Origin of the sequence: Paenibacillus sp. GSMTC-2017 (genome assembly GCF_016019935.1) — a bacterium.
Taxonomy (GTDB): Bacteria; Bacillota; Bacilli; order Paenibacillales; family Paenibacillaceae; genus Pristimantibacillus.
On sequence record NZ_JAECMT010000001.1, the window covers coordinates 454,108 to 477,077 of the forward strand.

Sequence of the window (22,970 nt, forward strand, 5' to 3'; positions counted from 1 at the left end):
TATTATAATGAGTACACTGGATCTAATTTAGAGGTGAAGATCGAACTTCGCATGAAGAGCACGAAGAGCACAAACCATATCTGATTCAAGCACTAAAACCCATATTGTCGTATTAGAATCAGCGGATTGCATAATAGTAATTCCCTGTTCCGTTAAAGCTTCTACAATTCGTGCCATTACACCAGGCTCACCATTCATCCCGCCGCCAATTATCGAAATTTTCGCGCATCCTTGGACAGCATTAGGCGCAAAACCGCTTTCCTTCAGTAAATACAGAGCTTTTTCGGCATCTTGGTCAAATACGGTATATAAGGCGCTGCTTGGTGTGACATTAATAAAATCAACACTGATATGATGTTTCGCCATAGTCTGGAACACCTGTAGCTGCATGTCATTTCGACCTTCAATTGCACCAACAGATATTTGTGTAACGCCTGCCACATGGGCAATGCCGGTTACGTGACGATCCTGCACGCTATGTTCTGCACGATCAGTTGGTAAGTCTGTAACGAGCGTTCCTGGATCATCTGAAAAAGTGGAACGAACTCGTAGTGGTATTCGCGCCTGCTGTGCAACCTCGACTGCACGAGGATGAATAACTTTTGCACCTTGCCTAGCCATATTACAAATTTCAGCATAGCTTACAACAGCTAACGGCTTTGCTTCTGCAACGATACGTGGATCAGCAGTCAATATTCCACTTACATCTGTATAAATATCGACCATTTCTGCATGTAATGCTGCTCCAAGTGCAGTAGCGGTTGTGTCACTACCTCCTCGTCCAAGTGTAGTAACATCACCTTGTGAAGTTATCCCTTGAAAACCTGTCACTATGACGACCAAACCAGCTTCAAGATACTTCACCAGTCTATTTGGCTCAATTCTCTTAATTCTGGCACTACCAAATTGTTCGTCGGTTACAATACCCGCTCCGCCACCTGTTAAAGCTACAGAAGGTATTCCCCCACTATTTAGCAAACTGCAAAAAGCGGCCGCGGAAATAATTTCTCCGCAGCCTAACAACATATCAACTTCACGTAAAGGGAGCGCATTTCCATTTTCCCTAATAAGACCAAGCAAAGTGTCCGTCGCGTAGGGTTCACCCTTGCGACCCATTGCTGAGACAACGACAACAATAGAATATCCATTGTCACTTTCTCTTTTAATATGTTGAATTGCGCGTGCTCTAGCATTTTCGGAAGATAAAGATGTTCCCCCAAACTTCTGAACAAGGATTCGCATTTCGTTAGCCTCCATCATCTACCGAAGACGAGAGCAACGTTATACCCTGTATGTTTTCATTAACCTTTTGCGATATGTTCTGCGATTTGTACGACGTTCCATGCTGCACCTTTAAGCAGGTTATCAGAAACAATCCACATGTTAAGACCGCACTCATGTCCGAGATCACGTCTTAATCGGCCGACAAAAACATCAGGTTTCCCTGCTGCTTTAGTAGCAAGCGGGTATTGCTGGTTCGCAGAAATAGCAACTAGCATTACGCCTAGAGCATCCGCTATCAGCTGCTTAACATCTTGCGATTCATAGTTGTTTTCCTTAAGAGTGTCGTTCGATAAGTAGCGGTTGAATCTGTTTACCTTGAAGAGCTGCTTCGCATGCTTCCAAGACTAGATCCATTCTTGCAACTAAAGAATTTGGTTTTTGAATCGGATTATCTTGACCGTAAGGCACAAAATAAATATTTTTAGCCACTAATAACTTCGCAATGTTAGCGGCATTCAACCCAAGACCATCATTTGTAGAAATGGCAAGCACGAGAGGTCGATTATTACGCATTTGCGCCTTCGCTGCCATTAATACGGCACTGTCGGTAATTGCATTAGCCAATCGGCTAGTCGTATTACCGGTACACGGTGCTATAACCAGAACATCAAGCAATTTCGAAGGCCCTAGTGGCTCCGCCTGAACAATTGTGGAAATAATCTGATTTCCGGTAATAGAGGTTAACTGCTCTTGCCATTCCTTCGCTGTACCAAATCGAGTATCCGTAGTAATAAGCGTATTCGATACAATAGGCACAACATTTGCGCCTGCATCGACAAACCGCTTAATTTCCGGCATTACCTCGGCAAACGTGCAGTGTGAACCTGACAACGCATAACCTACCGTAATTCCATTCCAATTCATATTCCATTCCCCCGCTTAATCGTATCATCCAAAATCAACTGACTTAAGCACTCCGCTATGATACGTCCAGCTGTTTTCGGTGCCACGATACCCGGGAGTCCGGGAGCAAGTATAGCCTTAATACCACGTTTCTCAGCGAAACGAAAATCCGTTCCACCAGGCCTCGAAGCAAGATCGATAACGACTGCCCGTGACGGTAAATTGGCAATAATTTGCGCTGTGACTATCATAGTCGGAATTGTATTAAAAATCAAGTCAATATTACCTGTATTTTGCAATAAAGCACTGATGTAAAAAGGCTCAAATCCCATCTCTGATGCTCTAGCAAAATGCTCAGAGCGCCTAACTCCAACCTTTACTTTAGCCCCTAAACCTTGAAGTGCTCGAGCCATAGTAAATCCTGTTCTCCCGAAACCAAGAACCATCGACTCAGATCCATGAATCGTAATATCCGTATTCTGAATGGCAATCATTAATGCGCCTTCTGCAGTCGGAATCGAATTATAAATAGCTACATCATCACGATCAAACAACTCAACTAGCTTAAGATTTCTCCCTTCGCAAAGTTGACGCAAATAAGGTTTAGCCATTCCCGTATAAATTGTACAGTGCGGCGGTAGAACGGCCACATGCTTCTCCGTAAGCTTGAGCTCACGGTCGCTGAAAACAGTATGAATAAGTCCTTGGTCATCTGTCCCGACCGCTGGCAGCAGCAAAGCGTCTACAGATTCGAATAATGATTCATCAAACTCTGCATGCATTGCGCCATCCAGAGACGAATGAAGACCATCAAAGCCACATACGGTCACAGTTGCATCTAGCTCGCAAAGCTTCCTGATAACCTCAAGTTGTCTCGCGTCTCCACCAAGCAGAAGCACTTGAACGCCTGTTAACATCAGGCATCTCTCCCTTCTGGCAAATAGATATAACGTATCTTATGCTTTCGCCCAAAGGGGGGTGAGGATTTATATGCACAAAAAAAATCGGGGCTGCTTGAGCCCCGATTTTCATTATTTAACTCCAGTATGCCCGAATCCACCAGCACCACGAACGGTATCAGGTAGCTCATCAGCTTCCTCAATTGTAACAATAGGAATTTGTTGAAATACCATTTGAGCAATTCGCTCTCCACGAGTAATTGTAAAAGGTTCTGCTCCTAAGTTAACTAGCAATACCTTCACTTCACCACGATAATCTGCGTCAATTGTTCCTGGTGAGTTGAGGCAAGTTATTCCATGCTTGTAAGCTAAACCACTTCTAGGTCGAATTTGAGCTTCAAGCTGGCTTGGCATAGCCATTGCGAACCCTGTAGGAATTAGTGTTCGCGCGCCAGGCTCAAGTACAACAGGTTCAGCAAGGGCTGCTTGAAGATCAAAGCCAGCTGCCCACTCTGACATTTTGCGTGGAATTGCAATATCTTCATTACCTTCTAATCTCTTAAACAATACCTGGTACAAATTGATTCCTCCTAAGTCCTGCTGCATCTTTATCTGTGGAGCCAACCATAGCCACTGCAAAAGGCACAGCTAACAAACGTTTAGTCACTTCAACGATGTCGTCCATTTCTACACTATCGATCCGTTTAAGCAGTTCGTCTAGCGTGTAATGACGTCCGATCATTAATTCATTTTTGCCGATACGATTCATCCTGCTGCTCGTGCTTTCCAAGCTCAAAATAAGTGAACCTTTTAGTTGTTCTTTCCCGCGATGCAATTCATCCGCACCAAGCCCCTTCACTGACAGTTCATGAAGTTGCTCCATTGTTAGATCCATTACGTCTTTTGTTTGTTTTGGTGCTGTTCCCGCATAAATCGTAAACAAACCAGAGTCTGCATAACCCATGTGATAAGAATACACGGAGTAAGCAAGCCCTCTTTTCTCCCTAATCTCTTGGAACAACCGCGAACTCATACCACCACCTAATGCGTTATTGAGCAAAATCATCGCATAAAGTTGAGGGTCTTTATTGGAGCAGCCAGGGAATGTGAGACAAATATGGTTTTGTTCCGTTTTCTTCTTATAAAATATATAATCCCCTTTGAACGTTGGGGTTTCAATTAGTTGTGGTTCTGAATGAAGCGCAAAACCTCCGAAGTAGGTTTCAAGCAACTCCAATATGCCCGATTCCTCTACATTCCCTGCAACGCTAACGACCGTGTTTTCGATAGTATAACGTTCCTTCATGTAGTTTTTTAATGTATCTCCAGTCATTTCAGCTAAACGATCCTTCAAACCTAATATCGAATAGGCGAGCGGATGATCTCCGAATGAAGCTCGTGAAGACTCATCATGTACTTTATCATCTGGCGTATCCTCGTACATAGCTATCTCTTCGAGGATTACATTTTTTTCTTTTGCTAACTCTGCCTCATCGAATTGTGAGTTAAAGAACATATCAGAGAGCGCATCAACAGCAAGTGGCAAATGCTCATCAAGCACTTTTGCAAAATAACACGTATATTCCTTCGCAGTAAAAGCATTAACATTACCACCGATCCCATCAAACAAATCAGCTATATCTTTAGCCGTCCGCTTTTCTGTTCCTTTAAACAACATATGTTCGATGAAATGGGAAATGCCGTTGTTGTCTTTCGTCTCATTACGTGAGCCCGTTTTTACCCAAATGCCGAATGAAACAGAACGAACTGTTGGAATATATTCGACGACGACGCGCAACCCATTACTAAGTGTATATTTGTTCACCAAGCGTCCTCCTAATTAAACATGAATGATATCACTATATCAGAATACGTTTGCTCCCTCAACACTCGGCAGTATACGATCAGACGAAAGCGTCTCGCTAACCGTCCCGATAGCGTAACCTTTTGCTTTTGCACTGTCGATTATTCCAGCTAATGCATCGCGTGTCGTAGCCGTTGGATGCATAAGGATGAGCGCTCCTGGTGTTAGATTTGCATTTATTTTCCGAATAACAGCAGCAGCGGGAGGTTTTCTCCAATCAACCGTATCAATCGTCCATAATACAGTCTGCAAACCTTGCTCTCTGGCAATTTGTACGGTTGATTCGTTGAATGAACCCGAGGGTGGAGCAAACCATTTATTTTCAACATTTAACAACTGCTTCAACAGATCTTCTGTTTTTGCAATCTGGTTATATTGCTCCGCTCTTCCTAAGTTTTTCATGTCAGGATGAGAGTAAGCATGATTGGACAATTCATGACCTGCATCTTGTATCTTTTTAGCCATATCTACATTTTTTTTGAGCCAACTTCCATCAAGGAAAAATGTTGCCTTGACCCCTTTGCTCTCCAATGTTTCTAATATGGGTTCAATATATTCATTGCCCCAAGCAACATTAATCATAAGAGAGATCATAGCTTTATTCGGATTTCCTCGATATATTGGCTGAGGGCCGAGTTCATTCAAACTGATATGCGGTTTAATTTCTTTATATCGAAATGGTATCGCATCATCTCTAGGAGATCGAAGAGCAGTCTCGTACGTCTTTTCAATATCAACAACTAACCCGTTATAACCAGGTATCGCCCTCCATACCCGATCAATTTTAGCATCGACTGGAGGTATTGTCTTAGATTCAGCTTCAACAACGATAGCATTGTAAAGTTGTTTCTTTTCTTCGTCCGTTAACGTTTGTGAACTGCTAAATACAGCAGTTGCATCTTCCGTTTTTACAGTCGCAATAAAACTGCTTACATCACCATTCATTTTTACAAAAACAAACAACATTAACATTGTCGCGGCAATTGCAGTTGCTTTTCTAAACTTCATATGTTCCACCCCAGATCGCCAAGTCGCATGACATACAAAAAGGCTTGTCAATATGCGCTTATGAAGCAATGTATGTTAGGATGGACAACATTATGTCGCTACAAAACAAAAAAGAGACAGATAAACTCTGACTCTTTGGTAATGCTTAAATTTGTCGGTATTACTTGTTACGATTGTGCAGGAACGTCCGGAGTAAGAAGTACTTTGCGCGACAAATTAATTCTGCCTTGCTGATCGATTTCCGTTACTTTAACCGTAATTTGATCACCAATTTTTACGACATCTTCACATTTAGCAACACGATCCGAAGATAGTTGTGAAATATGAACTAGACCATCTTTGTTTGGCAATATTTCTACGAAACAACCGAACTTCTCAATCCGTTTTACCGTACCAAGGTAGATCTCACCGATGACAACTTCTTTCACGATGCCTTCGATAATCGCTTTTGCTTTTTGGTTCATCTCTTCATTGGAAGATGCGATAAATACCATACCATCTTGCTCGATATCGATTTTTACGCCAGTTTCCTCGATGATTTTGTTAATAATTTTGCCGCCTGCGCCAATAACGTCACGGATTTTGTCCGGATTGATGCGAAGAGTTAAAATTTTAGGTGCATATTTAGAAAGGTTCGTACGTGGCGTTGAAATAATCTCATTCATCTTACCTAAGATATGCAAACGTCCTTGACGAGCTTGCTCCAAAGATTGCTCCAAAATCGCACGGTTAATACCTGCAATTTTGATGTCCATTTGAATTGCAGTTACACCTTCAGCAGTTCCAGCAACTTTAAAGTCCATATCGCCAAGATGATCTTCCATACCTTGAATATCGGACAAAATTGCGAAGTGGTCGCCGTCTTTGATCAATCCCATAGCAATACCTGCAACTGGTGCTTTGATCGGAACACCTGCGTCCATCATAGCTAGAGTACTTGCACAAATACTCGCTTGTGATGAAGAACCGTTTGATTCAAGAACTTCTGAAACTAAGCGAATCGTGTATGGGAAATCAGCTTCCGAAGGAATAACTTTCGATAGTGCGCGCTCTCCCAATGCTCCGTGACCAATTTCTCTGCGGCCTGGTGGACGTAGTGGACGTGCTTCACCAACGCTGAATGGAGGGAAATTGTAATGGTGCATAAAACGTTTCGTTTCTTCAGGCGAAATGCCATCCAAAATTTGAACATCGCCCATAGCTCCAAGTGTACAGATGCTTAGTGCTTGTGTTTGACCACGTGTAAATAGACCTGAACCGTGAGTACGCGGCAAAAGCGAAACATCACAATCAATTGCACGAATCTCTTCCAAAGCTCGTCCATCAGGACGTACTTTATCATGTGAAATAAGGCGACGAACCTCTTCCTTCACGATATCGTACAACACTTCCTTCACGTCGCTTAACAGTTCTGGAGTTTCCGCATATTGCTCTTCGAAATGTGCAACAGCGTCACTGTTCACAGCATCAATAGCTTCTTGACGTGCATGCTTTTCCTGAGTTTTAATAGCTTCTACCAATCGAGCGGATGCAAAAGCACGAACGTCTGCATTAACCACTTCGTTTACAGTATGTAGCTTAACTTCCATCTTCTCTTTACCTGCTACAGCTTGAAGCTCTTCAATCTTAGTTACGATGCCTTTAATTGCATCATGACCGAACATAATTGCTTCTAGCATAACAGCTTCAGATACTTCGTTAGCCTCTGCTTCAACCATCATAATGGCATCTTTTGTACCAGAAACAACAACGAAAATATCAGTTGCTTGTTCTTGCTCAACCGTTGGGTTGATTACGAACTCGCCATTAACACGACCAACAATTACTCCACCAATTGGTCCGCTAAAAGGTACATCTGAAATCGTAAGTGCAGCAGATGTACCGATCATTGCTGCAATTTCAGGTGAACAATCTTGATCCACGCTCATTACGATATTAGCGATTTGAACATCGTTACGGAAACCTTCCGGGAACAATGGACGAATCGGTCTATCAGTAAGTCGACTGGACAAAATAGCCTTTTCACTTGGTCTTCCTTCACGCTTAATGAAGCCGCCAGGAATTTTACCAACTGCGTACAAACGCTCTTCATAGTTCACTGTAAGCGGGAAGAAATCCAAATCTTTAGGACCCTTTGAAGCAGTTACAGTACAGAGTATAACCGTTTCGCCGTAGCTAACTGTTACAGACGCGTTCGCTTGTTTAGCTAGACGACCTGTTTCAATGATAAGTGGTCTGCCGCCTAACGTCATTTCAATACGTTGAATCATTTAAGTCCCTCCTTTTCCTATTACAAAAAGCAACCCGAATCCCCCTATCCAGTTCCTCCGGATGGTGAGATCATCAGGTTGCTTTTCATTACGCATGTTTAACGGCGTAGGCCGAGTTTTTCGATCAATGCGCTGTAACGTCTAACGTCTTTGTTTTTCAAGTAAGCAAGTAGCTTACGGCGTTGACCGACCATCTTGAGCAAACCACGACGGGAATGGTGATCTTTCTTGTGCTCCCGTAGATGTTGAGTCAAGTTAACGATGTTTTCCGTAAGGATAGCAACTTGAACTTCAGGAGACCCCGTGTCACTTGCGTGAGTTTTGTGAGTGTCGATTAGTTCATGTTTACGTTCTTGAGTAATTGCCATTGTTATCCAACTCCTTCATTATAATCGCCGTTAGCCTCGAAGCCGATACTCGGATCGAACAACCAAGCTAAGGTTAAGTTTGAGATAGTACCTCTTCTCTCATAGAAAGAAGCGGGCCATCACAACGTTTTATAGTATAGCATAAATGAAGCCCATTGTCGAGAAGGACAACTTTACGCTGTCGTTGTGGACCTATAGATCGTTAAGTAAATCTTTTGCCGTTTGTGAATCAGCGGCAATTTGTGCAATTAAATCTGTTATGGAGCTAAACTTCTTCTCTGCGCGGATAAAGGATAGAAATTGAACTTTCATTTCCTTTCCATATATATCCTCGTCGAAATTGAAAAGATGAGCTTCCATTACTGGTTTAACATCTTGTTTGTTGAAGGTTGGTTTCATACCGTGGTTCAAGACGCCACCATGAGCAACTCCATCAATCCAAGCAATTACCGCATAAACACCTAGCCTAGGAGAAACATAACGATCATGAAGTTCAAGGTTAGCCGTCGGAAAACCAATCGTTCTGCCCCGGCCATCTCCATGAACCACCGTTCCGATTACTTCATAAGGTCGTCCAAGCAATGAAGTAGTCGTTGCAAGATCGCCTTGTTCAAGCGTTTCTCTTGTGTATGTGCTGCTTACTTTCGTTCCTTCTTCGAACAAAGGCTCTACGATCGATACTTCGATGTCTGGCTTGCCAAGCTCACGAAGATCTCCTGCATTGCCTGAGCCTTTGCTTCCAAAAGTAAAGTCAAAGCCAATAACTGCATGACGTACACCTAGTGGACGAAGTACTTCATTTACGAACTGGGATGGCGACATTGCCGCAAACGTTAAATCGAATTGCATTACGAATACTAGATCAACACCTAGTTTAGCAAACAAATCCGTTTTTATCTGAAGAGGAGTAAGACAGCTATAATATTGATCGCCATGTCCAAGCACTTCCTTAGGATGTGGGGCAAAGGTCAATACTGCAGAGAGCATGTCCGTGTTTTTAGCAACAGATATTGCTTCGTTCACGACGTTCTGATGTCCTCTGTGCACGCCGTCAAAGTGACCGATCGCAATGGATATCGGCTTGCCTTGTGATAACATTGTTGCATTCGTTAAAGGATAAGATAAAGGAATAATTTCCACCGCTGACACACCTGCATTTCTAGATAAACTTTAAATTGCTTTAGTTAAATACTTTGACCGGCTTTAACAACATGCCTTCAACATTTGACTGGAATATGCCAAGAAAAAGATTAGAAGTATCATAAACGCGCAACAAACCGTTCGGTTTCCACTCACCTGTCTCAGGTATAACTTGAGATAGCGGCACCTTCTGTCCACGAAGAACCTGAACAGCCGTAGATAGAGAAACTTGCGCTTTATCGATATGAGTAATGGCTTCATCAGCGGCAATCAAATGTTCTTCAAGCTTACCTTCCTGAAGGAGAGCTTCAATCTGCTCGAGCGTTAGACAACTCTCTGCCTCAATGCCGCCAGACATCGTACGAGTCAGCTTAGCCATCGTTGCAGGAAGACCAAGTGCTTTTCCTATATCAACACATAACGTTCGGATATATGTTCCTTTGGAGCATACTGCAGAAAATGTAATTTCCGGTTCATCAAGCTCAAGATCAACTTTAATCAGCTTAATGTCATATATCGTAACCGTTCTAGATTTTCGTTCAACTGTCTTACCTTCACGCGCCAACTCATACAACCGCTTGCCGTCAACTTTTAGAGCTGAAAACATGGGAGGAATTTGATCGATCTCCCCAGCAAAACGATTAAGAGCAGACTCGATATCCGCTTCTGTTATCGAACCAACAGACTTACGTTCGATGATCTCTCCAGACATATCTTCTGTATCTGTAGCAATGCCAAGCTTTAAAACAGCTTCATAAGCTTTTGGCCGCTCCTGAACATATTCGACAACCCGAGTTGACCTTCCCAAACATAGAGGAAGCACTCCAGTTACCATAGGATCAAGCGTTCCAGCATGACCGATTCGCTTCATCTTAAGCAACCGTCTTACTTTTGCTACTACATCATGGGAAGTCCAGCCTGCCGGCTTCCAAACTGCCAAAATACCGTCCATCTGTTAAACCAACGCCTTTCTAACTGCTTCAACCATAACTTTCATCGCTTCCGGTAATGGACCATCTAACCTGCAACCTGCTGCACGTACATGACCACCACCGCCAAAAGATTGAGCAATAGCTGCTACATCTGCCTTGCCTGCAGAACGCAAGCTGGCTTTTATAGCGCCATCACCGGCTTCTTTAAACAAAATACCGACTTCAACGCCATCGACATTAAGAGCGTAATTAACGATTCCTTCCAAGTCATCTGGAACTGCAGCACAATCCTTAATATCGTCTTTTCCGATATATAACCAGCCAATTTCCAAATTATCACTAAAGGTTAATCTGCTAAGTGCCATTTGCAAAAGTTTAAGTTTCGCAAAGGTCATCTTCTCTAGCAAAATATCGGCAAGTTTGTGGCCTGAAACACCTATAGTTAGTAAGCTCGAAGCAATCTGCATCACTCTTGGACTAGTGTTGGAATATCTGAAGCCACCAGTGTCCGTTAATAAACCGGTGTAGATAGCAGTCGCGCAATCAAGATCTGGCACGAGTCCAGCTCTTTCGATCAAGTCATACAATATTTCTACTGTAGCGGCTGCATCTGGCCGAATCACGTTCACGGTGCCAAATCCGTTATTCGTCGGATGGTGATCGATATTAAGTAATTTGCAGTCAGTTGGAAAAACCGCTGAAACTTCACCGATTCTTCGGAAATCCGCGCAATCGATCGCAATAACAGCATCAAACGTAAGTTCGGGCTGTCCGCTTTTAAAGGATATGATACGGTCAAAGTGATTCAAGTAGCCTAATCTGGAAGGCAGTTCGCTTTCGTTCACGAGCACTGACTTTTTCCCCAGTTGCTCAAGTAGCCAACTTACGACCACAGTTGAGCTTATTGCATCCCCATCCGGCTGTACATGAGATACAACGAGGAATGAGGCATTGTTCTTCATAAAGTCCAATGCCTCATCTAGTTGCCTCATATAATTGTCTTGCGCCGTCACTTGACGTCATCCTTGCTATTAATTTCGCCGATCAGTGACTCAATTCGGCTACCGTACTCAATGCTGCTGTCAAACTTGAAAATTAGTACTGGTGTGTGACGCAGTTTCATACGTTTGCCTAGCTCGGAACGAAGGAATCCATTAGCGCTAGAAAGCCCTTTAAGCGTTGCTTCCTTCTGCTCGTCGCTGCCAAGAACACTCAAATAAACTTTTGCTTGTGCTAAATCACTTGTCGTCTCTACACCTGTTACGGTAATAAAGCCCATTCTTGGATCTTTAAGCTCCAACTGAATGATTTGGCTAAGTTCTTTTTTGATTTGTTCACTTACTCTTCCTACACGAATCTTCGCCATACTATATTCACCTCTCTACCGTCTCCATGATGAACGCTTCGATAATATCTCCCTCTTTAATATCGCTAAAGCGATCAAGTGTTATACCACACTCGTAACCTTGGGAAACTTCTTTAGCATCATCCTTAAAGCGTTTCAAGGACTCAATTTTACCAGTATAAACTACGATGCCGCTACGAACTACACGAGCTTCTGCTGCACGAGTAATTTTACCGTCTGTAATCATGCTACCTGCAATCGCTCCAACTTTCGTAACTTTAAATACGTTACGAACTTCAGCGTGACCGATAACAACTTCTTTGAAGATTGGATCAAGCATACCTTTCATCGCTTGTTCAATCTCATCGATTACGTTATAGATGACGCGATGCATACGAACGTCTACTTTCTCTTGGCCGATTGTTGCTTCAGCTTGAGGGTCAGGACGAACGTTAAATCCGATAACGATTGCATTCGATGCGGATGCAAGAATGATATCCGACTCAGTAATTGCACCAACGCCGCTATGAATAATTTTCACGCGTACGCCTTCAACTTCGATTTTAGCCAATGAACCTTTAAGTGCTTCAGATGAACCTTGAACGTCCGATTTGATAATAACGTTCAATTCTTTTACTTCGCCATCTTTGATGTGAGTAAAGAGATCTTCCAAAGTAACGCGTGTATTGGCACCAATCTCAGATTGACGATGTTTAATGGAACGACGATCTGCAATTGCACGTGCTTTACGCTCGTCTTCAAACACCATAAATGGATCTCCAGCTTGTGGAACTTCAGTCAAACCAGTAATTTCAACTGGAGTTGAAGGTCCTGCTTCTTTCATACGACGACCACGATCGTTAACCATCGCTCTTACACGACCGAAGCAATTACCTGCAACGAATGCATCCCCGACTTTAAGCGTTCCGTGTTGAACGAGAATACGTGCAACTGGACCTTTACCTTTATCAAGTTCTGCTTCAATTACTGTCGCTCTAGCACGTTTGTTTGCGTTCGCTTTGAACTCGTTTACTTCAGAAACAAGAAGAATCATTTCTAACAAGCCTTCAAGACCGATACGTTGCTTAGCGGACACTTCAACGAAGATTGTATCTCCGCCCCACTCTTCCGGAACTAGCTCATACGAAGTCATTTCTTGCTTAATTTTATCAACATCAGCAGCTGGCTTATCAATTTTGTTGACAGCAACAATGATTGGTACGCCTGCAGCTTTTGCATGGGCGATTGCTTCTACTGTTTGTGGCATAATGCCGTCATCAGCAGCAACAACGATAATTGTAATATCCGTAACTTGAGCACCACGAGCACGCATAAGTGTAAACGCTTCGTGACCAGGTGTATCAAGGAAAGTAATCTTTTTACCGTTGATTTCAACTTGGTACGCACCGATATGTTGCGTAATTCCGCCTGCTTCTCCGCCTGTTACATTCGTTTGACGAATAGCATCAAGCAATGTTGTTTTACCATGATCGACGTGACCCATAATCGTAACAACTGGAGGACGAACGCTCAAGTTTTCTTCCTCATCTGTTTCTTCCACATTTTCGAAGGTATCTTCTTCAACTGGAATTTTCACTTCTACTTCTACGCCATAATCGCCTGCTAGTAACATAATTGCATCCATATCAATTTCTTGATTGATTGTTGCCATTACGCCTAGGAATAGAAGCTTTTTAATAACTTCAGAAGCATCTTTATGAAGCAACTTCGCAAGTTCTCCAACCGTCAAAGTACCGCGAACGATAATTTTCTTAGGCGTGTTGTCGATTTTCTCACGAGGAGGTTGATTGTTTTGTTGGTATTTACCATTGCGACCTTTACCGCCACGGTTATTATTGTTGCCTTTATAGCCGCCACCAGGACGTCCATCTTCAAAACGCTTCTGGCTGCCTTGATTGTTACGGCCATTTTTGTTAGCTGCGTTTCTATCATCTGAACCTGTACGTGGAGTTGTTGCTCTTGATTCAAAGCTACGGCTTTGACCTTGAGCTGCTGGTGCCGGACGTGCGCCTGGTCCACCTTGACCACCACGGTTGCCGCCACCGCCTTGACCTTGGCCACCAGAAGGTCTGCTACCGCCACCTTGTGAGAAGCCACCTGGACGACTGCCGCCAGTTGATGATGAGCCAGCTGGACGACTGCTACCGCCAGTTGATGAAGAACCGCCTGGACGGCTACCACCTTGGCCAGATGGACGATTGCCTTGACCGCCAGAAGGACGGTTGCCTTGACCAGTTGGGCGGTTGCCCTGACCTTGACCGGAAGGACGATTGCCTTGGCCTTGGCTAGCTGGACGAGTTGATTGTGATGTAGTTGCTGCAGACGGTGTTGTTGCTGCAGATGGTGTTGATGCTGGCGTTGGTGACTGTGCTGGTTTTTGTTCGCCTTGTTGCTCTGATTGTGGAGTTTTCGTATTAATGGAATTCATTGTCCCCTGTCTATCTTGAGTTATGTTCGATGTTGCTTGTTGTTGCTTAGGTGCAGGCGGACGAGTTGCCGCTTGCGGAGCTGACGATACAGATGCACCGCTACTCTCCTGCGCTCGTTTAGCCGCAGCATTTGCTTTAATGTCCCGGAAGAATCCCTCTACCTTATGAACCATTTCATTCTCCATGACGCTCATATGGTTATTGACAGGCAAACTTAACCGTTTAAGAATCGTAATAATTTCTTTGCTGCTCATATTGAGGTTCTTTGCATACTCATAAACGCGAAGCTTATCTTTATTGTCTTTGCTCTCCTGTTTGTTGCTCAATAGGATCCACCTCCGTATTTTGGCTCAGATTACTTCTAATCATTTTTCCGAAGTGCATATCTGTTACCGCAAGCACAACGCGTTCGGACTTGCCAATCGCCTTTCCTAGCTGCTCTCGGTCGAATGCTTCGGCGAGTTGTATTCCGTAGGTGTTGCATTTGTCTCTAAATTTCTTCTTCGTATTATCAGAAGCATCATTGGCAATAATCACCAGATAAACCTTCTTAGATCTAACAGCTTTCAAAACAATCTCGTCACCCGTTATAAGCTTTCCCGCACGCATAGCCATACCAAGTTGCGATAGCGTCTTGTTAGGTTTCATCCTGCGTCAGCTCCTTGGCTGCGATGAATTGATCTTCAACCGCTACAAATTCTTTTTCTAACTGATCATATATATGCTCGCCGACAGGCTGTTTTAAAGCCCGATCAAGCGCTTTTGTTTTTTTTGCGAGTTTGAAACAACTCACTTTGCCGCATAAATATGCGCCACGTCCCGCCTTTTTACCAGATAGATCGATCCCGACCTCATCGGCCGGTGTGCGCACGATCCGAATAAGTTCCTTCTTCGGCATCATTTCCTGGCAAGCGACGCATTTGCGAAGCGGTACTTTTCTCGGTTTCACCGTACACCCTCCTCTGCCGCATGTAATGTCGTCCTCGTACTAATCGATGGAAACGGAATCCTGATGCATCGTTCCCGCTGCGGATTTCGGACGACCGTATTCCTGTTCTGCTTGAGCTTCGCTCTTGATATCGATCTTCCAACCTGTAAGCTTTGCAGCCAAACGAGCATTCTGACCTTTAATACCAATTGCAAGTGAAAGCTGGTAATCAGGAACGATTACACGAGCCATTTTCTCTTGTTCAAACACGATAACTTCAAGAACCTTCGAAGGACTAAGTGCATTTGCAACATATTCCTCTACGTTTTCAGACCAACGTACGATATCGATTTTTTCGCCTTTTAGCTCATTTACAATTGTTTGTACACGTAGTCCCTTTTGGCCTACACAAGATCCAACTGGATCTACTTCCTCATTGCGAGAATGCACAGCAATTTTAGAGCGGAAGCCCGCTTCACGAGCAACAGAACGAATCTCTACGACGCCATCATAAATTTCAGGCACCTCAAGTTCGAATAGACGTTTAAGTAAACCAGGATGTGTACGCGACAATATAATCTGAGGACCTTTTGTCGTGTTTTCCACCTTTGTAATAAATGATTTCACCCGGTCACCATGTTTAAACTTGTCCGTTGGCATAAGCTCAGTAAGCGGGAGTACGGCTTCCACTTTACCAAGATCCACGAACAGGTTACGAACGTCTTGACGCTGCACGATTCCGTTTACGATATCTTCTTCCTTATCGATAAACGCATTATAAATTAATCCGCGCTCAGCTTCACGAATACGCTGTGTTACAACTTGTTTTGCAGTTTGAGCAGCAATACGCCCAAAGTCTCTTGGCGTTACTTCGATCTCAGCAACATCATCAAGTTGGTAATGCGGGTTTAGCTCACGAGAAGCCTCTACTGTAATCTCCAATCGCGAATCAAGTACTTCATCAACTACCACTTTACGGGCATAAACTTTAATTACTCCATTATGGCGGTTAATGTCGACTCTGACATTTTGAGCGGTGTTGAAATTACGTTTGTAGCTGGAGATAAGAGCTGCTTCAATAGCATCTAGAAGCACTTCTTTAGCAATTCCTTTATCTCTCTCGATTTCCAGCAAGGCTTCAATAAAATCCATACTCATTGGAACGAAGTTCCCCCTTTCATTAGTTAAGCAAATTTAAAATACGATAGCCAAACGCGCGCTTGCTACTTTATCGTAAGGAATTACATGTTCACTTTTGCCTACGCGAACAGTAGCGTTCTCACCGTCGAACGCCAATAGCATGCCTTCGAACTCTTTGGATCCGTCGAATGGCTCATATGTCGTTATGAATACATGCTTGCCAATCGCTTTCCGCACATCATCAGGCTTCTTTAGCGGTCTTTCTGCACCTGGTGAGGACACCTCAAGGAAATAGGCGCCAGTAATCGGATCATTGCTATCGAGCTCTTCGCTTACGAATTCACTCACTCGTTTGCAATCATCGATATCAATACCGCCTTCCTTATCTACGAAAATGCGTAGAAACCAATTACTGCCTTCCTTGATATATTCAATATCGACCAGTTCAAAGCCATTGTCATTGAGGAAGGGATTTATCATAGCCTCAATAGCGGATTTGATATTGGATGTGCTCAAATTAGGTTTACCTCCTGTTATCGTAGCGCAATGTCTTATTGCCGAATACAAAACGTAAAGAGTGGGTTTCCCCACTCTTCTGCATTAAAGATTTCATCTTCATCATTGCCACAAAAATTATATCATAATCGCATAAGAGTGACAAGAAATGATTTCTAGTCAATCCAATTTTAAAACAAAGAAAGCTGATTAGATTCAGGCAGTCCACGGAAACATCCCATACCCGTTAATACTTCTATAATCGTCTTCGTTGCTTTAGATTTCATCTGGAAATCTTCTACCGATAAGAAGTCGCCATTATTTCTTGCTGCTGCAATGTTCCGTGCTGCATTGTCACCAATACCTGCAATCGCAGCAAATGGTGGAATAAGCGACTCACCATCAACTTGGAACTTCGTTGCATCTGATCGGTAAAGATCAATCGGCTTAAATGAGAATCCCCTTGCTGTCATCTCAAGCGACATTTCTAGCTGTGAAACCATGTTTTTTTCTTTTGGCAATGCGTTAAATCCTTTTGCCTCTATTTCTGCAAGTTTACGCAGAATAGATTCGTAACCTTGACATAGCAGTTCTAAATCGAAATCATCTGCACGAACAGTAAAGTACGTAGCGTAATATTCGATTGGATAATACAGTTTGAAAAAGGCTGTTCGAACAGCTGAGATTACATATGCTGCCGCATGGGCCTTCGGAAACATGTATTCGATACGAAGGCATGAATCGATGTACCATTGCGGTACTTTGCATCGTTTCATCTCGTCAATCCACTCTTGGGTCAAACCTTTACCCTTACGAACACTTTCCGTAATTTTGAAAGCTAGTCCTGCGTCCATACCCGTTTTGTAAATTAGGTACAACATGATGTCATCACGACAGCCGATTACGGTTTTGATGTTGCAAGTGCCGTTTTTGATTAGCTCCTGTGCGTTACCAAGCCATACTCCCGTACCATGGGATAAACCGGATATTTGCAGTAAATCGGCAAAGGAGGATGGTTGCGTTTCTTGCAACATTTGCCTTACAAACTTAGTTCCCATCTCAGGTACGCCGTACGTAGCAACAGCAGATTTAATCATCTCTGGCCTAACACCAAGTGCTGTAGTTGAGTTGAACATACTCATTACTTTAGGATCGTTCATTGGGATGGTAGTTGGATCGACACCAGTCAAATCTTGTAGCATCCGCATCATCGTCGGATCATCATGTCCAAGTATATCGAGTTTGAGTAAATTTTCGTCAAAGGCGTGATAATCGAAATGGGTTGTTTTCCATTCTGCATTCACATCATCTGCCGGAAATTGAACCGGTGTTACGTCTTCAACTTCAATATAATTAGGAACAACAACAATACCACCTGGATGCTGACCTGTACTACGCTTTACACCAGTACAGCCGCTTGCTAATCTTGCAAGCTCTGCTCCACGCCATTTTTTATTTTGCTCTTCTTCATATTTTTTGGCGAAGCCGTACGCTGTTTTCTCAGCAACTGTACCAATTGTTCCGGCACGGAAAACACTTTTTTCACCAAAAAGTTCCTTCGTATAGTTATGGGCGATAGGCTGATATTCACCCGAGAAGTTGAGATCGATATCGGGAACTTTATCACCTTTAAATCCTAGGAACGTTTCGAATGGAATATCTTGGCCTTCGCCTTTCATAGGCTTATCACATTTCGGACAAAGCTTGTCTGCCAAGTCAAATCCACTAGGTACGCTTCCGTCAAGGAACCATTCACTATGACGACAATCTGAATTCAGACACAAATAATGGGCTGGCAATGGGTTAACTTCAGATATTCCAAGGAATGTTGCAACTACTGAAGATCCAACTGAACCCCTTGATCCAACCAAATAACCGTCCTGATTCGATTTCTTCACCAGCTTTTCCGAAATTAGATAGTTGGCTGAGAATCGATATTTAATAATCGGAACAAGCTCTTTCTCAAGTCGGTCTATAACGACCTGCGGAAGATCCTCTCCGTACATTGACTTCGCTGTATTGTAGCAAGTTGAACGAATTTCTTCATCAGCACCTTCAATAATTGGCGTAAATAGCTCCTTAGGGAACATATCGTACGATTCAAATCGTTCTGAAAGTGTCACAGTATTCGTTACAACAACTTCCTTCGCTTTCGCTTCACCCAAAAACTTAAATTCTTCGAGCATCTCTTCAGTTGTTCGGAAGTGGGCATCTGGCTTACGAATACTTTTGAGTGGGCTAAACCCTGTAATGCCTTGAATCGTTATGTCACGATACATCTTATCACGGGGATTCAAATAATGGACGTTCCCCGTTGCAATAACAGGCTTATTCAATTCATCAGCGATCTGACATATACGGCGTATAGCTCCTTCAATTTCAGCACGACTGCCAACGAGGCCCTTCTCTACGAGATGCATATAGAAATCGATTGGTTGAATTTCGAGCACATCATAAAATTCGGCAATATCTTTTGCTTCTTCCTGAGACTTATTAAGTACCGTCTCAAAAAATTCGCCTTTTTCGCATCCAGATATGACGAGTAATCCTTCACGAAGTTCCACTAACTTACTCTTAGGAATTGTCGCTACTCGTTTGAAATATTCTGTATGAGATAACGAGATAAGCTTAAACAGATTTTTTTTGCCGATAGCATTAAGTGCATATATATTGCAATGGAACGGTCTTGAGTTGGAAATATCCAAGCCTACATAATCGTTTAACTGTTTTAAATTTGTAATGTTGCGCTCAGCTGCAACACCGATTAGAGCATAAAGAACCCCACCAAGTGCGAGGGAATCGTCTATGGCGCGGTGATGACTTTCCAAGCTGACTTTAAATTTATCAGAAAGCGTGTTAAGCCTGTGATTCTTCATCGTCGGAAGTAGAAATCTTGCCAGCTCTAACGTGTCCAGAACAGGATTTTTCACTTCAGGAAGTCCAAGTGATTTACAATTCGCCTGAATAAATCCAATATCAAATCTAGCGTTGTGTGCAACTAGAACGTCATCGCCAATATAGTCGATAAATTCACGAAGCTTAGGTTCAAGCTCCGGCGCATCTTTCACCATATCATCGTTAATATTCGTCAACTGCTGAATGTGATAAGGAATTTTCTCATGTGGATTAATAAACGTAGTGAATCGATCCACTTCTTTTCCTTCACACATCCGGACACCAGCAAGCTCGATTATTTTATTGTTCGTAACAGATAAACCTGTTGTCTCTATATCGAATACGATATATGTTGCAGTAGCAAGTATCTCAGGTCTAGGCGCTAGAACCATTGGTACGGCATCGTTAACGACATTGGCTTCCAGTCCAAAAAGTACTTTCATTCCATGTTTTTTGGCTGATTTCACAGCATCAGGATAACATTGCACATTACTATGATCCGTAACTGCAATCGCTTTGTGACCCCATTTTGCAGCCATTTTCACATAAGCATCAATAGGTGCAACTGCATCCATCGTACTCATCGTTGTATGAAGATGGAATTCAACACGTTTCTCTTCTGCTTTATCCATTCTTTCAGGAGGCGAACCAATTTCATGCAGATCATTAGGCATCATAACGAGTTCTGGCTCCTGCATGAAGCGATCATATTCGATTCTTCCACGAGCTTTTATCCACTTGCCATTTGCTAATTGGGACAATACTTTTACATCGTCCTTTGTCTTAGCAAACATCTTCATTGCAATTGAATCTGAAAAATCAGTAACATTGAAAGTAAACAACGTGCTACCGTTACGTAGCTCTTTCACATCAAGGCCAAATACAGCACCTTGCACCGTTATTTTTTTCTCTTCATCCTGAATATTCATAAGGGGAACTGCATCTTCACGAATATCATAACCGACTGCTAGCCGAACAACCTCTTCACCATCGTCACCAGCCGCAGCCTCGATTTGCGATTCTGCCATCAATTGTTGAACAGCTTCTCGCTCCTCTTGTTCAATCTTCTGTACAAATTCTTCATAAATTTCTTGTCTAGATTCGCCCATAACAAGCTTAACTTTACAATCACGGTGGAAATGAGTTTTGAAAAACGAAGCTACGGCTTCATCGACACCTTTCTTGCGAGCAAGTTCAAGTCCGGTTGAATCAAGCAACGAAATCGTTACGAGGTCACCTTGTGCTTCAATTAAAGCTTTTTGTAACCAACCATTAACAGATGCAATTTTTCGCTGAGCCCACTCGATAAACAGCGGCCAATATTGTAGCACTATATTTTCTGTCTCAATAACAGAGTCATAAATGAACTCAAATGAAGTAGTTGCAATTGGCTCAAACTTCAATCTAACAGCCTGACAAAGTCCATTATAGGCCTGTAAAGGAACTATGGACGTTTTGCGTATGCAAAACGTCCATTCCCGGTTGCTGTTGCTTACGATCACTTGATCGATATAACCATCTTGAAAATAAGTATGAATAAGTTCTTGCGGCAGCCCCGCTTGCTGCAAAAGCAGCTCGAATCGCTGTCGCTTGTCACCGGTTTGGCTCATGTACTTCCACTCCTTGACGATCCGAACCGAACATATTCAGTTCTTAATAAGCACGCGCAAAAACAACAGTATGTTTGGATGAGTCACCACAAACAAGACAAGTAGGCTTCTGAACCGATGGTTCAAACGGAATGTTACGACTTGTAGCTCCCGTTTCTTCCTTCACTTGCTTCTCACAAGCTTCGGAACCGCACCATCCAGCTTCAATAAACCCACGTTTTTCTTCCATGAAAATTTTCATCTCATCAAGTGTATCTACGGTACGAGAGTTCTCTTCACGGAATGATTTTGCACGTTTAAACATTTCATCATGTGTTTCATCAAGCATTGCTTCAATTTCAGCAACCAAATTATCTTGCTGAACAATACGTTTCTCACCAGTTACTCGTGATACTAGAACAACTACGCCGTTTTCCATATCACGTGGTCCAAGTTCAAGACGAAGTGGAATACCGCGCATTTCGTATTCATTGAACTTCCAGCCTGGGCTTACATCAGAACGGTCGTCAACTCGTACTCTAACTCCTGCTTTTTTAAGCTCTGAGTAAAGCTCGTCCACTCTACCAACTACTTGCTCACGTGTCTTAGCAGGTCCGATAGGAATCATTATAACTTGTGTTGGGGCAACCTTTGGAGGTAAAACAAGTCCACGGTCATCTCCATGCACCATAATTAACGCTCCGATTAGACGTGTGCTTACACCCCATGACGTTGTGTGAGCGAATTGCAATGTATTTTCGCGATCCAAAAATTTAATATCAAAAGCTACAGCAAATTTCGTACCGAGGTAATGGGATGTTCCTGCTTGTACAGCTCGTCCATCCTTCATCATCGCTTCGATAGAATACGTATCTACAGCACCAGCGAAACGCTCTGAAGGTGTTTTCTCACCTTTGATAACAGGAATCGCAAGGAACTCTTCTACGAAGCTCGTATAAACATCAAGCATTTGCATCGTTTCTTGACGTGCTTCCTCTTCTGTTTCATGAGCAGTATGGCCTTCCTGCCATAGAAACTCACTTGTACGAAGGAACGGAAGTGTACGCTTCTCCCAACGAACGACGTTAGCCCATTGGTTAATGAGTAACGGCAAGTCACGGTATGACTGAATCCACTTTGCATACATATGACCAAACATCGTTTCTGACGTTGGCCGAATAGCCAATCTTTCTTCGAGCTTCTCCCCCGCTGCTTCCGTTACCCATGGAAGTTCGGGATTAAAGCCTTCAACATGCTCCTTCTCTTTTTGGAAGAAGCTTTCTGGTATAAATAGTGGGAAGTACGCGTTACGATGTCCCGTTTCTTTAAAGCGGCGATCTAGATCACGCTGAATGTGTTCCCAAATTTCATAACCGTCCGGGCGAAATACGATACAACCCCGAACAGGTGAATAATCCATAAGCTCAGCTTTTTTGATGACATCAATATACCATCCTGAGAAATCTTCGCTTTGCGGTGTAATTTCAGATACAAATCCTTTATCTTTGGACATGAGCGAC

19 protein-coding genes and 1 pseudogene are annotated in these 22,970 nt (G+C 43.0%); all 20 read right to left on the reverse strand.

What is annotated here, in order from left to right; genetic code table 11:
• Nucleotides 1-27: 27 nt before the first annotated feature.
• On the reverse strand, nt 28-1,242 hold the full coding sequence (dapG, locus tag I6N90_RS02020; protein WP_197933838.1) for an aspartate kinase: 1,215 nt from the start codon (nt 1,240-1,242) through the stop codon (nt 28-30).
• A gap of 59 nt (nt 1,243-1,301) precedes the next feature.
• Nucleotides 1,302-1,544: pseudogene (locus I6N90_RS02025) on the reverse strand (Asd/ArgC dimerization domain-containing protein); the annotation flags it as partial.
• A 13-nt stretch (nt 1,545-1,557) separates the two neighbouring features.
• On the reverse strand, nt 1,558-2,148 hold the full coding sequence (locus tag I6N90_RS02030; RefSeq protein ID WP_197933839.1) for a dipicolinate synthase subunit B: 591 nt from the start codon (nt 2,146-2,148) through the stop codon (nt 1,558-1,560).
• Nucleotides 2,145-3,044, reverse strand: coding sequence for a dipicolinate synthase subunit DpsA (dpsA, locus tag I6N90_RS02035; protein WP_197933840.1), 900 nt, complete (start codon nt 3,042-3,044; stop codon nt 2,145-2,147). Before dpsA ends, I6N90_RS02030 begins: the two co-directional genes overlap by 4 nt.
• Before the next feature lie 114 nt (nt 3,045-3,158).
• Complete coding sequence (gene dut, locus I6N90_RS02040) at nt 3,159-3,605, reverse strand: dUTP diphosphatase (RefSeq protein ID WP_269669412.1); 447 nt, start codon at nt 3,603-3,605, stop codon at nt 3,159-3,161.
• Complete coding sequence (locus I6N90_RS02045; RefSeq protein WP_197933842.1) at nt 3,586-4,851, reverse strand: M16 family metallopeptidase; 1,266 nt, start codon at nt 4,849-4,851, stop codon at nt 3,586-3,588. Before I6N90_RS02045 ends, dut begins: the two co-directional genes overlap by 20 nt.
• A 39-nt stretch (nt 4,852-4,890) precedes the next feature.
• Entirely contained in the window at nt 4,891-5,898 is a 1,008-nt protein-coding gene (locus tag I6N90_RS02050) for a polysaccharide deacetylase family protein (protein WP_197933843.1), read from the reverse strand.
• A gap of 167 nt (nt 5,899-6,065) precedes the next feature.
• Nucleotides 6,066-8,168 (reverse strand): polyribonucleotide nucleotidyltransferase, encoded by a 2,103-nt coding sequence (pnp, locus tag I6N90_RS02055; RefSeq protein ID WP_197933844.1) that lies wholly within the window; start codon nt 8,166-8,168, stop codon nt 6,066-6,068.
• Between the two features lie 98 nt (nt 8,169-8,266).
• Nucleotides 8,267-8,536, reverse strand: a complete 270-nt coding sequence (rpsO, locus tag I6N90_RS02060; protein ID WP_197933845.1) for a 30S ribosomal protein S15 — start codon at nt 8,534-8,536, stop codon at nt 8,267-8,269.
• Between the two features lie 192 nt (nt 8,537-8,728).
• A complete protein-coding gene (locus I6N90_RS02065) occupies nt 8,729-9,685 on the reverse strand; it encodes a bifunctional riboflavin kinase/FAD synthetase (RefSeq protein WP_332262379.1) in 957 nt (318 codons plus the stop codon).
• Between the two features lie 31 nt (nt 9,686-9,716).
• Entirely contained in the window at nt 9,717-10,628 is a 912-nt protein-coding gene (truB, locus tag I6N90_RS02070) for a tRNA pseudouridine(55) synthase TruB (RefSeq protein WP_197933847.1), read from the reverse strand.
• Nucleotides 10,629-10,631: 3 nt separating this feature from the next.
• The gene (locus I6N90_RS02075; protein ID WP_197934767.1) at nt 10,632-11,600 is read right to left on the reverse strand and encodes a DHH family phosphoesterase; all 969 of its coding nucleotides are present in this window, start codon (nt 11,598-11,600) and stop codon (nt 10,632-10,634) included.
• A gap of 17 nt (nt 11,601-11,617) precedes the next feature.
• Nucleotides 11,618-11,974: a 30S ribosome-binding factor RbfA gene (gene rbfA, locus I6N90_RS02080; protein ID WP_197933848.1), complete on the reverse strand. Its 357-nt coding sequence runs from the start codon at nt 11,972-11,974 to the stop codon at nt 11,618-11,620.
• Between the two features lie 7 nt (nt 11,975-11,981).
• Entirely contained in the window at nt 11,982-14,729 is a 2,748-nt protein-coding gene (infB, locus tag I6N90_RS02085) for a translation initiation factor IF-2 (protein ID WP_197933849.1), read from the reverse strand.
• Nucleotides 14,698-15,051, reverse strand: a complete 354-nt coding sequence (locus I6N90_RS02090; protein ID WP_197933850.1) for a L7Ae/L30e/S12e/Gadd45 family ribosomal protein — start codon at nt 15,049-15,051, stop codon at nt 14,698-14,700. The genes infB and I6N90_RS02090 overlap by 32 nt, the downstream gene beginning before the upstream one ends.
• A complete protein-coding gene (rnpM, locus tag I6N90_RS02095) occupies nt 15,041-15,352 on the reverse strand; it encodes an RNase P modulator RnpM (RefSeq protein WP_197933851.1) in 312 nt (103 codons plus the stop codon). The genes I6N90_RS02090 and rnpM overlap by 11 nt, the downstream gene beginning before the upstream one ends.
• 39 nt (nt 15,353-15,391) lie before the next feature.
• Nucleotides 15,392-16,489, reverse strand: coding sequence for a transcription termination factor NusA (gene nusA, locus I6N90_RS02100; protein ID WP_197933852.1), 1,098 nt, complete (start codon nt 16,487-16,489; stop codon nt 15,392-15,394).
• Nucleotides 16,490-16,525: 36 nt separating this feature from the next.
• Nucleotides 16,526-16,987, reverse strand: a complete 462-nt coding sequence (gene rimP / locus I6N90_RS02105; RefSeq protein WP_197933853.1) for a ribosome maturation factor RimP — start codon at nt 16,985-16,987, stop codon at nt 16,526-16,528.
• Between the two features lie 170 nt (nt 16,988-17,157).
• The gene (locus I6N90_RS02110) at nt 17,158-21,471 is read right to left on the reverse strand and encodes a PolC-type DNA polymerase III (RefSeq protein WP_197933854.1); all 4,314 of its coding nucleotides are present in this window, start codon (nt 21,469-21,471) and stop codon (nt 17,158-17,160) included.
• Nucleotides 21,472-21,514: 43 nt separating this feature from the next.
• Nucleotides 21,515-22,963: a proline--tRNA ligase gene (proS, locus tag I6N90_RS02115; protein WP_197933855.1), complete on the reverse strand. Its 1,449-nt coding sequence runs from the start codon at nt 22,961-22,963 to the stop codon at nt 21,515-21,517.
• Nucleotides 22,964-22,970 lie beyond the last annotated feature (7 nt).